The sequence below is a fragment of the Bradyrhizobium arachidis genome (assembly GCF_024758505.1).
Classification (GTDB): domain Bacteria; phylum Pseudomonadota; class Alphaproteobacteria; order Rhizobiales; family Xanthobacteraceae; genus Bradyrhizobium; species Bradyrhizobium manausense_C.
The window spans coordinates 7,404,446-7,416,984 of the sequence record NZ_CP077970.1 but is presented as its reverse complement, the minus strand read 5'-3'; the positions used below and the strand labels follow the sequence as shown (position 1 = coordinate 7,416,984).

At 63.7% G+C, this 12,539-nt stretch carries 12 protein-coding genes; 5 read left to right on the top strand and 7 right to left on the bottom strand.

Annotated features, from left to right (window positions below):
* Nucleotides 1-22 precede the first annotated feature (22 nt).
* The 4 genes from KUF59_RS34545 to KUF59_RS34530 form a co-directional block, all read right to left on the bottom strand.
* Nucleotides 23-421, bottom strand: a complete 399-nt coding sequence (locus tag KUF59_RS34545; protein ID WP_212461826.1) for a YybH family protein — start codon at nucleotides 419-421, stop codon at nucleotides 23-25.
* 426 nt (nucleotides 422-847) lie between these two features.
* A complete protein-coding gene (locus KUF59_RS34540; RefSeq protein WP_309500888.1) occupies nucleotides 848-1,366 on the bottom strand; it encodes a hypothetical protein in 519 nt (172 codons plus the stop codon).
* A gap of 558 nt (nucleotides 1,367-1,924) precedes the next feature.
* Nucleotides 1,925-3,886 carry a putative bifunctional diguanylate cyclase/phosphodiesterase gene (locus KUF59_RS34535; protein ID WP_258767683.1) on the bottom strand — a complete coding sequence of 654 codons (1,962 nt, stop codon included), beginning with the start codon at nucleotides 3,884-3,886 and terminating at the stop codon, nucleotides 1,925-1,927.
* 182 nt (nucleotides 3,887-4,068) lie between these two features.
* The gene (locus KUF59_RS34530; protein ID WP_258767682.1) at nucleotides 4,069-4,434 is read right to left on the bottom strand and encodes a nuclear transport factor 2 family protein; all 366 of its coding nucleotides are present in this window, start codon (nucleotides 4,432-4,434) and stop codon (nucleotides 4,069-4,071) included.
* Nucleotides 4,435-4,535: 101 nt separating this feature from the next.
* Here KUF59_RS34530 and KUF59_RS34525 point away from each other — a divergent pair, with 101 nt between their 5' ends.
* From KUF59_RS34525 to hemC, 3 genes are read left to right on the top strand one after another with little or no spacing between them, the layout of a single operon-like run.
* Nucleotides 4,536-5,126, top strand: a complete 591-nt coding sequence (locus KUF59_RS34525; protein WP_258767681.1) for a TetR/AcrR family transcriptional regulator — start codon at nucleotides 4,536-4,538, stop codon at nucleotides 5,124-5,126.
* Between the two features lie 59 nt (nucleotides 5,127-5,185).
* Nucleotides 5,186-6,802 carry a GMC family oxidoreductase gene (locus KUF59_RS34520; RefSeq protein ID WP_258767680.1) on the top strand — a complete coding sequence of 539 codons (1,617 nt, stop codon included), beginning with the start codon at nucleotides 5,186-5,188 and terminating at the stop codon, nucleotides 6,800-6,802.
* Between the two features lie 27 nt (nucleotides 6,803-6,829).
* Nucleotides 6,830-7,810, top strand: a complete 981-nt coding sequence (gene hemC, locus KUF59_RS34515; protein ID WP_258767679.1) for a hydroxymethylbilane synthase — start codon at nucleotides 6,830-6,832, stop codon at nucleotides 7,808-7,810.
* 66 nt (nucleotides 7,811-7,876) lie between these two features.
* Here the strand turns inward: hemC and hemE are convergent, their stop codons facing one another.
* A complete protein-coding gene (gene hemE, locus KUF59_RS34510) occupies nucleotides 7,877-8,911 on the bottom strand; it encodes a uroporphyrinogen decarboxylase (protein ID WP_258767678.1) in 1,035 nt (344 codons plus the stop codon).
* Between the two features lie 119 nt (nucleotides 8,912-9,030).
* Here hemE and KUF59_RS34505 point away from each other — a divergent pair, with 119 nt between their 5' ends.
* Both KUF59_RS34505 and KUF59_RS34500 read left to right on the top strand, forming a co-directional pair.
* A complete protein-coding gene (locus KUF59_RS34505; RefSeq protein WP_212461818.1) occupies nucleotides 9,031-9,240 on the top strand; it encodes a hypothetical protein in 210 nt (69 codons plus the stop codon).
* A gap of 284 nt (nucleotides 9,241-9,524) precedes the next feature.
* Complete coding sequence (locus tag KUF59_RS34500) at nucleotides 9,525-11,429, top strand: sensor domain-containing diguanylate cyclase (RefSeq protein ID WP_258767677.1); 1,905 nt, start codon at nucleotides 9,525-9,527, stop codon at nucleotides 11,427-11,429.
* A gap of 148 nt (nucleotides 11,430-11,577) precedes the next feature.
* On the opposite strand, the gene KUF59_RS34495 is transcribed toward KUF59_RS34500, so the two are convergent.
* Nucleotides 11,578-11,793 (bottom strand): SlyX family protein, encoded by a 216-nt coding sequence (locus KUF59_RS34495; RefSeq protein WP_258767676.1) that lies wholly within the window; start codon nucleotides 11,791-11,793, stop codon nucleotides 11,578-11,580.
* The gene (gene trhO / locus KUF59_RS34490) at nucleotides 11,786-12,538 is read right to left on the bottom strand and encodes an oxygen-dependent tRNA uridine(34) hydroxylase TrhO (protein ID WP_258767675.1); all 753 of its coding nucleotides are present in this window, start codon (nucleotides 12,536-12,538) and stop codon (nucleotides 11,786-11,788) included. Before trhO ends, KUF59_RS34495 begins: the two co-directional genes overlap by 8 nt.
* Nucleotide 12,539 lies beyond the last annotated feature (1 nt).

Here is a 12,539-nt window from a genome sequence, read left to right as displayed (position 1 = left end):
CGATGTCAGGCGTACGACCGGTTTAGTTGAAAGTATGCAACCTCAGCTTTAGCGAACCGTCCGTCTGACGCTCAAATACGTGCGTAGCGATGCCGCCGGCGGCTTGGCGCGACCCATCCGCTCTCTTGCCGTTGGCGCTCCATTTCGCAGTGCTGTAGACGACCTTCTCGTCTCCGCCCGCGTCAATGACTTCTAGGTTGTGATCGGTGAATCCACCTGAAAAAAGCCCAGCAAAGAAATTCTCGATCTCGACCGGACCAGAGATGACCTCGTGGCTCGGTGGTAGCACTTTGGCATTCGAAACATACGCTGCGGCGACAGCCCTTGCGTCAGCTCTGTTGAAAGCCGAATCCCAGGCGGCATAAGTCGCGATAACTTCGGCTCTGACGTCGAGGCTTGCCGAGGGGGCTGAGTTCGTCATGATCCCTCCCTCAGGTTGGCCTTAATAGGCCAGCATAATAGTCCTGTTTCGGTCGTCCAGGAAATCCGCAACGACCCGGAAGTAGCCGGTGTGCGTGCTACGCCAGCGACTAACCGAAGGTCCGGTCAGGGGCGTCATTTGGGCAGGCGCCCTGCCATTTCATGTCTACCCCGAGGGGCGAGACATCCTGACTTCGCCTTGGGGTCGTCGGCCGACAGCTGACATTCAAAGAGGAAGATTGGAGAGCAAGCCGATACGCAAGAAGAACCCGCCTCCTAGTCATGGGAAGAACGATAAGGTCTTCAGCGCAGGAGGCGGGGATCTAAGATGCCTACTCCAAGATTGAGCGGTAGTCCGTAAGCCTGCCGCTCAAACTTGCTTTTAGCATTCGTCGTTGTTTCTGTGAAGCTGCTAGCGTTTGTGTGTTCAGGGTGGCGAGAGTGCTGCTTCCTTCTCAAGCTGGTCAGCGGGCGCGGCTTCATTGGATCGCACAAATACCACGCGGGAGGTCGCTGATATTTCTGCGTCAGACCGGCCATCCTGGCCAATGAGAACAAGTCCGGCGCCACCATTCGCTACATTCAGAATGACCTGCTCGCCGGCCCACGTCTTGATTGGCTCCATTCCAATGATCAGGAATTCGCCTATGGGCTGGTCAAGATATTGAAGCCTCAATTGCGGGCCGATCTCTGCTGCGACAAGGGCAAAACCGAGCTGTTTGGCGCGCGCATAAGTTGCTGCCAAAGTCACCATATCGGTCTTAAAGCCGAGTTCGGCCGCTGATACCGTCACGAGCTCCACGTCTTGCCTTTTGGTACTGACGATGAAGCTCGGTCGCGCGAGAACTTCCGCAGCGGCACCTCCGACCTTGCAGCCGATTGCATCCAACGCGTTAAGGAGGGCCAACGGATTTGCAAAAGTCCCTAGCGTAATCGTCTTCCACACCGGGACACCGGTGGCGGATGTGACCAAGACTTGTGGCACACTGGCTGAGGGAGCTCTCTTGAGCTTCAACTGGTTCTGCAAAACATCTCGTGCAGTGCATTGAGCCCTGGCTTCGCCAGCTAACTGGAATATGCACGCCGCGCAGAGCATCGCGACAACGAGACGACGGGTATGATGATGCCCTCCCGTCGAACAACAATCTAGCGCGCGGCAACCGGCTTCCTGATGAGATATCCCGTCCATAGCGACCTCCCTTGCGCGAGGCGCGTATGTTCACAAAATTGGTTTCAGTATCGTCGACCGCCCCGCTTCGTAACAGGGCTCATAAATTGGTCACGACTCTACACCGAAGGTTCAAGCGCGAACAACCGGACTCTTTGCGGATCGTGATCCGGCAATCAAGTTGATCGAGCTTGACGAGCATATGTTCGGTGATGGGCACATACTCGCTGATGGTGTTTGCGAGTGGCGAGGGCTTCGGGTCACAAGCCGTCGATGACGACCAAGCGGGGCGACTTCCGCTTTAGCCTCGGAAGCCGACGCTTATGAGGAGGAGCCCTAGGCGGCGTAAGTGGCCCGATGCTTCTTCGAGTGCAGCAGTGCCGGTACCTGATCGGCCGCCATCGGCCGGCCGATCAGGTAGCCCTGGACTTCGTCGCACTGGATCTGGCGCAGATATTCGAGCTGATCGGCGGTCTCGACGCCTTCGGCGACCACACCGATCCGCAGGTCCCGCGCCAGCGAGATCACCGACTTCACGATCGCGGTGCAGTCCGGCTGCACCAGCATGTCGCGGATGAAGGACTGGTCGATCTTGATACGGCTGAACGGCAGCTTGCGCAGGTAGGTGAGCGAGGAGAAGCCGGTGCCGAAATCGTCGAGCGCGACCGTGACGCCGAGTTGCAGGAGCGCGTTGAGGATCGATACGGCCGAGCCGTATTTCGACAACAGCATCGATTCCGTGATCTCGACCTCAAGGCGGTGAGGGGCGAGGTTGGCGTCGGCCAGCGCCTGTACGATGGTCTGGAGGATGCCGGTGTTGTGAAACTGCGCCGCGGAAAAATTCACGGCGACCCTGATGTCATCAGGCCAGTCCGCCAGCGTTGCGCAGGCGCGCCGGATCACCCATTCGCCGATCTCGTGGATCAGTCCGGTCTCCTCGGCGATCGGAATGAATTCGCTGGGCGGGACCAGCCCGCGCTGCGGGTGCTGCCACCGTAGCAGCGCCTCGAAGCCGGTGATCCGGTTTTCACCGAGATTGAGGAACGGCTGATAGACCAGAAACAGCTCGCCGCGCGCGATGGCGCCCTCCAGGTCCGATTGCAGCGCCTTGCGGTCGCGTGACGCCCTGTCGTCGCTTGCCTCGAAGAAGCAGACCGTGCCCGGCCCGGCCTTCTTGGCGCGGTAGAGGGCGGTATCGGCGTTCTTCATGATGTCGAGCGGCGTGTTGCCGTCCCGCGGCGCCAGCACGATGCCGACGCTGGTCGCACCCAGGATCTCGCATCCCTCCACCAGGAACGGCTCGGCGAAGGACGCCACGAAGCGCTCGGCGAGATCGAGCGCTTCCTCCGGCCGCGTCAGATTGGACATCACCAGCGCGAACTCGTCGCCGCCGATGCGCGCGACGTGCTCGGCGGCGCGCGTGCAGCGTTGCAGCCGACTCGCGACCTGGACCAGGAATTCATCGCCGGCGGGGTGACCGAACCTGTCGTTCACCTCCTTGAAACGATCGAGGTCGAGCAGCAGCATCGCGAATTCTTCGCCTGACAGGGCCAGCCTCTTCAGGGCGGCGTCGAGCGTCTCGTTGAAGGCGATACGATTGGGCAGATGCGTCAGGGGATCCTGCCGCACCGTCCGCTCAGCTTCGAGCTGCCGCATCACGCGTCGCGTGAATGCGAGGGAATTGACGAACACGCCGCGCAGCAACACGGCTCCATAGACCACGACCAGGAAGGCCATCAGCAGATAGGCCGGATCGCTGTCTCTGCCGAGGCAGATGGCGATGCCGACGAAGAGGGGGGTCGTGAACGCGATCGCTGCGATCGGGATCGTGGAGAAGGCAAGAGCACCACCCGCCAGCATGCCGGCGCACAGACAAGTGATCACCAGTTGGCCGCCGGTGGAGGCGTTGGCGAAGAAGGCCATGGGAACGATTCCCCAGGCGGCGCCGAGAAGAAACGCGTTGCGCACCAGCCGATGCATGGCGCGACGGGAGACGAATTGCGGCTTGGTGATCCGGCGCGACGCGTGGGATTGCAGGCCGAACAGGAGCGCTGCGCCCGCGACCGCAATCGCCCAGACCAATGCGAAGGTCCGGTCCGGCGAATGCCACAACGCAATTGCGAGCACGACGGCATTGCAGGCATTGGCCAGCATGATGCCGACGGAGTAACCGAGCACGAGCGACATCTGCTCGGCGCGGATATGGCCGGCGACGGTTTCGTCGGTTGCTGGTCCGCCAAAGACGGACAGTTCGCCGGCGAACAGCCGCGCGACATAGGAGGTCAGTTGGGTCCGCATTCAGAGCCTGCAGCAGCTTGGCCGTTTTCCGGCTCAGGCCGGAGAATTCGCTGCAAACCTTTGAGGAACTATGAACTATCCCACTTGGCCAGAATCACTTGGACGAGATGCCGCGCCGAAAAGCGCAGTATCGATAACAAATCGATACAAATGCCGGCGTGCTCCGGTTCCCGTGCCTGGCGTTAGCGCCCCAACTGCTTCGGATCGTAGAAGAAGCGCTCCTCGATCAGTCTGTCGCCCTGCCAGGTCTGCCAGGCGATCTCCTCCAGCGTCCGCGTCACGCCCTCGGCGTTGGTGAAGCAGAATTTCCAGCGTGTGGCGACGATGTCGCCATCGATCAGGCTCGGTCCGATGCGCACGGCCTTGACCTCCTTGCTGCGCGCCAGCACGGCGCGTTCCTTGGCGACGAGGTTGTCGCGGCCGACCATGGGCTCGGCGAGGTTCTCATAAGTCGCGGCATCAGGCGTGTAATAGTCGAGGATCGCGCCGACGAAGTCGCCGTCCTCCAACCGCTTTGCAAAAGCTTCGACGACCTCGCGGCTCGGCATGGGATACCTCACGATTAAAACCGACTGATAGTCGGTAAATACCGACCGTCAGTCGAAAAGTCAACTGGCCCGCCTGGCCGAATTCGACTACAGGGAATCTCATGGCGAAACAGGCAGAGCGGCGGGCTGCGACAACGGAGGCGATCCTGACGGCGGCGCGCCGCCTGTTCGGGGAGCAGGGCTTTGCCGCCACCACCGTGGACGACATCGCCGATCAGGCTGATGTCGCCAAGGGCGCCGTCTATCACCACTTCAAGACCAAGGAGGCGCTGTTCGAGGCGGTGTTCGACCAGGTCTCCCGCGATCTCGTGCAGGAGATCGACCGCGCGGTCCGCGGCGAGAAGGACGTGCTCACGATGATGGTCGCCGGCACCCAGCATTATTTTGCCGCCACCGCCGAGGGAGCGACCGGCCAGATCATCCTGCACGATGGGCCTGCCGTGCTCGGCTGGGAGCGCTGGCGCGAGATCGACGCGCAGCATTTTGGCGGCAAGATGCCCCGTGCCATCGCGGCGGCCATGGAAGCCGGCCTCATCGCGCGTCAGCCGGTCGAGCCCTTGGCGCGGCTGCTGCTCGGCGCGATGACGGAGGCCGCGGTCGCCTGCGCCGGACGCGCCGACATTGCAAGGGCAGGGGCCGAATACGCCCGTGCGTTCAAGTCGCTGGTCGAGGCGCTGCGTCGCCGCGCATGAGTATGCTAAGTGAAGTCCCGAAACGCTCGCCCACAATCAACAACAAGAACAGTTAAGCCATGACCACCCAACTGCAATCCGCCCCTGAATTCGACTACATCATCGTCGGCGCCGGCTCCGCCGGCTGCGTGCTCGCCAACCGTCTGTCCGCGAACGGCAAGCATTCGGTGCTGCTGCTCGAGGCGGGCCCGAAGGATTCCAACATCTGGATCCATGTGCCGCTCGGCTACGGCAAGCTGTTCAAGGACAAGCGCGTCAACTGGATGTACCAGACCGAGCCGGAGCCCGAGCTTGGCGGACGCCAGGTGTTCCAGCCGCGTGGCAAGACGCTGGGCGGATCGAGCTCGATCAACGGCCTGCTGTACGTTCGCGGCCAGCACGAGGACTATGATCGCTGGCGTCAGCTCGGCAACACCGGCTGGGGCTATGACGACGTGCTGCCCTATTTCAAGAAGGCCGAGAACCAGGCGCGCGGCGCTAGCGAATATCACGGCGCGGGCGGACCGCTGCCGGTGTCGGACATGATCGTGACCGATCCGCTGTCGAAAGCCTTCATCGACGCCGCCGTCGAGACGGGGCTGCCGTACAATCCCGATTTCAATGGCGCCTCGCAGGAAGGCGTCGGCCTGTTCCAGACCACGACCCGCAAGGGCCGCCGCGCCTCGACTGCGGCGGCCTATCTCGGCCCGGCAAAAACCCGCGGCAATCTCGAGGTCGAAACCTCGGCGCTCGGCCAGCGCGTGCTGTTCGAGGGCCGCCGCGCGGTCGGCGTCGAATACCGGGTCGGCGCCGAAGTTCGCCGCGCGCGGGCGCGCAAGGAGATCGTGCTGTCGAGCGGCGCCTACAACTCGCCGCAACTGTTGCAGCTCTCCGGCGTCGGTCCGGCCGATCTGCTGCGCAAGCACGGCATCGATGTGGTGCTGGACGCACCTGGCGTCGGCCACGATCTGCAGGACCACATGCAGGTACGCATCGTGATGCGCGCCTCGCAGCCGGTCACGCTGAACGACGCCATCAACAATCCGATCCGCCGCACGCTCACCGGCATGCGCTATGCGCTGTTCCGCCAGGGCTGGCTGACGATCGCGGCCGGCACGGCAGGCGCATTCTTCAAGACCAGCCCGCGGCTCGCCTCGCCCGATATCCAGGTTCATTTCCTGCCGTTCTCGACCGACAAGATGGGCGAGAAGCTGCATGATTTTTCCGGTTTCACCGCCTCGGTGTGCCAGCTCCGTCCCGAAAGCCGCGGGACCTTGCGCATCAAAAGCGCGGATCCGCTCGCGCCGCCGGAAATCCGCGTCAACTACATGTCGACCGAGACCGACCGCACCACGAATGTCGAGGGGTTGAAGATCCTGCGCAAGATCCTGAACGCGAAGGCGCTAAAACCGTTCGTGGTCGAGGAGGTCGATCCCGGGGCCAAGGTCGCGACCGATGCCGAATTGCTGGATTTCTGCCGCCAGCGCGGCAGCACCATCTATCATCCGACCTCGACCTGCCGTATGGGCAATGACGCGCTGGCGGTGGTTGACCAGCGGCTGCGGGTGAAGGGGTGTGAGGCCTTGCGCGTCGTCGACGGCTCGATCATGCCGGACCTCGTGTCAGGCAATACCAACGCGCCGATCATCATGATCGCCGAAAAGGCCTCGGACATGATATTGGAGGATGCGCGGTAAACGCGCGTTCGGAAAGGAGCATACGGCTTGGCTACACGGTTTCGGATCGGCACGCGCAAGAGCGCGATGGCGCTGGCACAGACGGAAGAGATCGCGCGCCGCCTGACCGCTGCCGTGCCCGATCTCGACGTCGAAATCGTCAAGTTCGACACCACAGGCGATACCGACCAGACCAGCAAACTGCTGCCGCATGGCGGCAAGGGCGGCGCCTTCGTGGCGCAGATCCGCGCCGCGGTGCTGGCCGGAAACCTCGACGCGGCCATGCATTCGCTGAAGGACATGCCGGGCAACGAGGACACGCCGGGGCTGGTGATCGGCGCCACGCTGTCGCGCGATCCGCCGACCGACGCGCTGGTGCTGCGCGCGGGCGTCTCGCTCGATGCAATCCGGGCGTCCCGCGGCAAGGGGTTCAAGCTCGGCACCAATGCGGTGCGGCGCGCGGCCTATGCGCGGCGGCTGTTTCCGGAGGTGGAAGTCATCCATTTCCGCGGTGCCGCCGACACGCGCGTGCGAAAACTCGACAATGGCGAGAAGCAGCGCTTGCCTGACGGCGGGGCTGTGGGGCCTGCGGACGCGCTGATCATGGCACGCTCGGGCCTCGACCGCGTCGGTCTGGCGCAGCGCATCGCCTACGAGTTTTCGCCTGCGGAAATGCTGCCGGCGGCCGGGCAGGGCATCGTTGCCGTCGAATGCGCCGCGCAGGACTGGCAGACACGAAAGATCCTCTCGGCGATCGACGATCCCGCAGCGCATCTCTGCGCCGACGCCGAGCGCGAGGTGCTGTGGGTGCTCAACGGCCACTGCAACTCGCCGATCGCGGGCTTTTCGTCCATTGACGGCGATCAGATGTCGCTCAGCGCGTCCGTGCTTGATCTCTCCGGCAACACCATCATCGAGGCATCGCGCACCGGTTTGGCAAATCGCCCGCGCGAGCTCGGCCGTGCCGTCGGCCTCGATCTGCTGGCCAAGGGTGCGGCCGAGATCATCGAGCGCAGCAGGCCGCGCTAAGGCATGATCCGGAAAAGTGCGCAGCGGTTTTCCGAAAAGATCATGCCTGGAACAAAGAGCGAAGCTTCAGCCCCGCACGCGCTTCAGCATCTGCTCGACATGCGCGATCGGCGTTTCCGGCTGGATGCCGTGGCCGAGATTGAAGATCAGCCGTCCCTTGCCGAAATTCGCGAGCACGTCGTCGACCGAACGATTCAGCGCATCGCCACCAGTGATCAGCACCAGCGGATCAAGATTGCCTTGGACTGCGACTTTTGACTGCACGCGCTCGCGGATGAAGGACGGCTCCGCGGTCCAGTCGATGCTGACTGCGTTGACCCCGGTCGTCTCCACATAGCCCGGCAGCAGCGCGCCGGCGCCCCGCGGGAAGCCGATGATTTTTGCATCCGGCGCCTTGGCGCGGACGCCCTCGACGATCCGCCGCGTCGGCTCGACCGACCAGCGCAAAAATTCCGCCGGCGGCAGCACGCCGGCCCAGGTATCGAAGATCTGCAACGCATCGGCGCCGGCGGCGAGCTGCGCTAGCAGATAGTCGATCGAGTTCGCGACAACGGCGTCGATGATCTTCGCAAACGCCTCCGGATGTCGATACGCCATCATCCGGGCCGGCGCCTGGTCCGGCGTGCCCTGGCCCGCAACCATGTAGGTTGCCACCGTCCACGGCGCGCCGCAAAAACCGATCAGCGCGATCTTCGGATCGAGCGCGCGGCGCACGATGCGCAGCGCCTCGAATACCGGCTCGAGCTTTGTGAAGTCGGCGCGCGGCGCCAGCGACTTCACCTTGTCGGGATCATCGAGCGGGTCGAGCCGGGGACCCTCGCCGACCTCGAAGCGCACGGAGCGGCCGAGCGCGTAGGGGATGACGAGGATGTCGGAGAAAATGATCGCCGCATCGAAATTGAAGCGGCGGATCGGTTGCAGCGTCACCTCGGCGGCGAGTTCCGGCGTGAAGCAGAGATCGAGGAAGCCACCGGCCTTGGCGCGGACCTCGCGGTATTCGGGCAAGTATCGGCCGGCCTGCCGCATCATCCAGACCGGCGGGGTGGCTTGCCGCTGGCCGGAGAGCACGTCGATGAAGGGTTTGGCGGGGGATTGGGTCACGAACTGTCCTGGCAAGAGTCCTAGCATCGGTTGCGGTTCCTGATACACCGCCGCCGCCGCAGGGCCAACAGGGGAACCTGCGGAAATCAGGGGCGTTGACCAGCCAACGGAGGATAGCCATGGCTGAAAAGTTCAATCCTGCACCGCATGACAAGCACGCCGACGATCTGCGCGATGCGCTTGCCGCAGACGCCAAGCTCGATGCCGGGCTGATCGACACGTTCCCTGCGTCCGATCCCGTCAGCGCCGCGCAGCCGACGCCGTCAAAGGCCGACGCCGAGGCCGAACATCCCTCGCTGTGGGAGAAGGTCAAGGCCATTTTCCACTAGAGCGTGCGAAGTGGATACCGGTTCGCGCAAGCAAAACGCGTCAAACAGGAATTTGTCAAAACGGGAATCCAGAGCCCGTTCCGATTCCATCGGAACGGAAAAGGCTCTGGTGCGCGGGCGGCGGCGGCTTTCCGATAGGATCGATAACCGGTCGTTAGTGATCAAACGATTGGGTGGACCGTAGGACTACGGTGAACCGCACAGTTTGAAGCGAATTACGCCGCCGTTTTCAGGCTTCGATAACAGAAGCGGAGGATTTTCCAGCAACTGGAGAATCCTCGCACATGGACGTCGTGACCACCAGAGCTGGCTTGAGGCGCCTGCCGTTGCGGGCTGCCGCTTTCGTCGTGCTTACCTGCACGGCCATCTTTGGCATCAGCGGCTGGCGCGAATGGAGTTCGCGCGACGCGCTGTTGAAGAGCGCCGAGGCGGAAATGGCCAACCTGGCGCGTTCCCTGACCCAGCATGCCGAGGACAGTCTCGATCTCCTGGACTCCGGTGTGGTCGGGGTCGTCAGCCGGCTGGAGATGGACGGCACCGATCCCGCCACGATCGGCAAGCTGCGCAACCTGCTCCAAGCGCGCAAGAAAGCGATCGAGCGCATCCACAGCCTCGCCATCATCGACGACAAGGGCAACTGGCTGACCTCGGCAGGCGCGCTTGCCACGACGCTCAACGATGACGAGTTCTTCCGCCATCACCAGCTCTCGCCGAAGCGCGAGGCCTATATCGGCCATCCCGTCAGGAACCTGCTCGACGGCGAGTGGGTGATCACGCTGTCGCGTCGCTTCAACAGGCAGGACGGCAGTTTTGGCGGCGTCGTGCTCGCGACCATCAGCGCCAGCTATCTTGCAAACTTCTACCGGCAATTCGAGATCGGCCGCAACAGCTCCGTCTCGCTGGTCCACGGCGACGGCCTGATCATCGCGCGCAGTCCGGACAACGCCAAATATGTCGGGCGCAGCGTTGCGGACAAACCGCTGTTCCGCGATCCCGCGTTGCAGGGGCCGGGCGGGGCCTATCATTTCATGTCGCCGCTGGACGGCGTGGAGCGGGTCAGTTTCTACAAGCGCAGCGGTCGTTTCCCGCTCGTCCTGCTCGCGACCGTCGAGAAGGAAGAGCTGCTTGCGCCGTGGCGGGCCGACGCCATTTCCAGAATGCTGTTCGTGCTCGCGCTCGTGATGCTGATCGCCGTGATCGGCGCGGTGCTGGTCAAGCAGCTGCAGCGCGGCCAGCGCATGGCGGCGGCGCTGGAGGAGAAGGAGGCGCATTTCCGCCTGCTCGCCGAAGGCTCCAGCGACATGGTCACCCGCATCGGGCTCGATGAGTGCATTCGCTACGTGTCGCCGTCAGCCTTGCGCGTCGTCGGTTGGCGCGCCAGCCAGTTGATCGGGGCGCCGGCGCTTGCGGGCGTCAATCCGGACGACCTTCCGCAGCTCCGTGCCATCGTTCAGGCGATGAAGCGCGGCGAGAGGGAGGAGGCGCGGGTCACCTATCGCAGCCGGCATCGCGAAAAGTCCGAGATTTGGCTGGAATCCAGCATGCGGGTGACGCGCGGGGTGGACGGCGAGATCGACGGTGTGGTGGCGATCTTGCGCGACATCACCGAGCAGAAGAATTTGGAAAGCCGGCTCGAGACGCTGGCGATCGAGGACAGCCTCACCGGGCTTGCCAACCGCCGCCGGTTCGACGAGTGCCTGGCGGAGGAATGGGCGCGGGCCTATCGCAACCGCTCGAGCCTTGGCCTGCTGATGATCGACGTCGATCACTTCAAGTCCTACAACGACGAATACGGCCATCCCGCCGGCGATGCCTGCCTGCGCCTGGTCGCGAAAATCCTGGCCACTGAAGCGCACCGCGTGAGCGATCTCGCCGCGCGCTATGGCGGCGAGGAGTTTGCCATGCTGCTGCCGAACACGGACGCGGCGGGCTGCGCGCGGATCGGCGAGCGTCTTCGCCAGGCGATCCGCGAGGCCGGCCTGGTCCACGCCTCCAATCCGTCCTCGGGGATCGTCACGGCCTCGGTCGGCGGCGCCACCTGCCGGCCGGCGCTGGAGCGCACGGCCGGGACCTCATCCCTGATCGAATCAGCGGATCGCGCGCTCTATGCCGCCAAGCAGTCCGGGCGCGACCGTTTGGTGATGTCTGGCGACGTGTTGAACCTGCTGCCGAAGGCCTCGGGTCTGTAAAAGCGTAAGAACCATCGTGTCCCGGACGCGACGCAGCGTGAAACGATGCGCGCTGAGCCGGGACCCAGCACTTTCCTTGCCGCAATGATGGGCCCCGGTTCAGCAGCGCATCGCGAAGGGCGCTGCACTGCGCCCGGGGCACATGAGTTCAATAATGCGGCGGCCGCTCGTTGGCGGGGCCCGGTGCGTTCGCCTCGGCCTCCTGCAGGCGCTCGCTCAACTGGGCGACCTGGCGCGTCAGCACGTCGATCTGCTTCCACTGTGCCGTGATGGTCTGGTTCAACTGCTCGATGGTCTCGTCCTGATAGGCGAGCCGCGTTTCGAGCCTGTCGATCCGTTCGGTTAGTCTCGTGAGCTCACTCATCGCAGGCCGGCTCCCTGGTCCGCTCGCGCAGGCCGTGACCGAGTGCGACGCGCTCGTCGAACACAAAACACTCGCCGCGCCACCGGCTCTGCGCCTCCGGTACCTCTTCCAGATATTTCAAAATCCCGCCCTTGAGATGGTAGACCTCGGCAAAACCGCGCGCGAGCAGATGCGCGCTCGCCTTCTCGCAGCGGATGCCGCCGGTGCAGAACATCGCGATTTTGCGATGCCTGGCAGGATCGAGCTGTTCGGCGGCAAAGTCCTTGAACTGACCAAAACTCTTGATGTTGGGGTCGACCGCGCCCTCGAAGGTCCCCATCGCCACCTCGAAGGCGTTGCGGGTGTCGAGCACCAGCGTGTCGGGTGCTGCGATCAGCGCGTTCCATTCGGCGGCATCGACATAGATGCCGACCTGCTGTGTCGGATCGGCCGCCGCGTCGCCGAGCGTGACGATCTCCTTCTTCAGCCGCACCTTGAGCCGGCCGAACGGCATTTTCGCGCTGGTCGAGAACTTGATTTCGAGATTGTCCAGCCTGCCGCCGAACAGCTTTCCATGGGCGAGCTCATGGGCGAAGGCGTCGATTGCCTCGGCGGTCCCCGCAATCGTGCCGTTGATGCCCTCCCGGGCCAGCAGCACGCTGCCCTTCAGCGCGAGGTCCGCGCAGAACGCACGCAGCGGCTCGCGCAGCTCCCGGTAATCCGGGAGCGCGGCGAATTGATAGAAGGCGGCGACCTTGAAAATCATG

What these genes read in the sequence shown, in the direction of transcription:
- KUF59_RS34505 (WP_212461818.1), top strand. Translation starts at nt 9,031, where the DNA reads ATGGCTGAAAAGTTCAATCCTGCACCGCATGACAAGCACGCCGACGAT.
- KUF59_RS34525 (WP_258767681.1), top strand. Translation starts at nt 4,536, where the DNA reads ATGGCGAAACAGGCAGAGCGGCGGGCTGCGACAACGGAGGCGATCCTG.
- KUF59_RS34520 (WP_258767680.1), top strand. Translation starts at nt 5,186, where the DNA reads ATGACCACCCAACTGCAATCCGCCCCTGAATTCGACTACATCATCGTC.
- KUF59_RS34530 (WP_258767682.1), bottom strand. Translation starts at nt 4,434, where the DNA reads ATGCCGAGCCGCGAGGTCGTCGAAGCTTTTGCAAAGCGGTTGGAGGAC.
- KUF59_RS34495 (WP_258767676.1), bottom strand. Translation starts at nt 11,793, where the DNA reads ATGAGTGAGCTCACGAGACTAACCGAACGGATCGACAGGCTCGAAACG.
- KUF59_RS34545 (WP_212461826.1), bottom strand. Translation starts at nt 421, where the DNA reads ATGACGAACTCAGCCCCCTCGGCAAGCCTCGACGTCAGAGCCGAAGTT.
- KUF59_RS34535 (WP_258767683.1), bottom strand. Translation starts at nt 3,886, where the DNA reads ATGCGGACCCAACTGACCTCCTATGTCGCGCGGCTGTTCGCCGGCGAA.
- KUF59_RS34500 (WP_258767677.1), top strand. Translation starts at nt 9,525, where the DNA reads ATGGACGTCGTGACCACCAGAGCTGGCTTGAGGCGCCTGCCGTTGCGG.
- trhO (WP_258767675.1), bottom strand. Translation starts at nt 12,538, where the DNA reads ATGATTTTCAAGGTCGCCGCCTTCTATCAATTCGCCGCGCTCCCGGAT.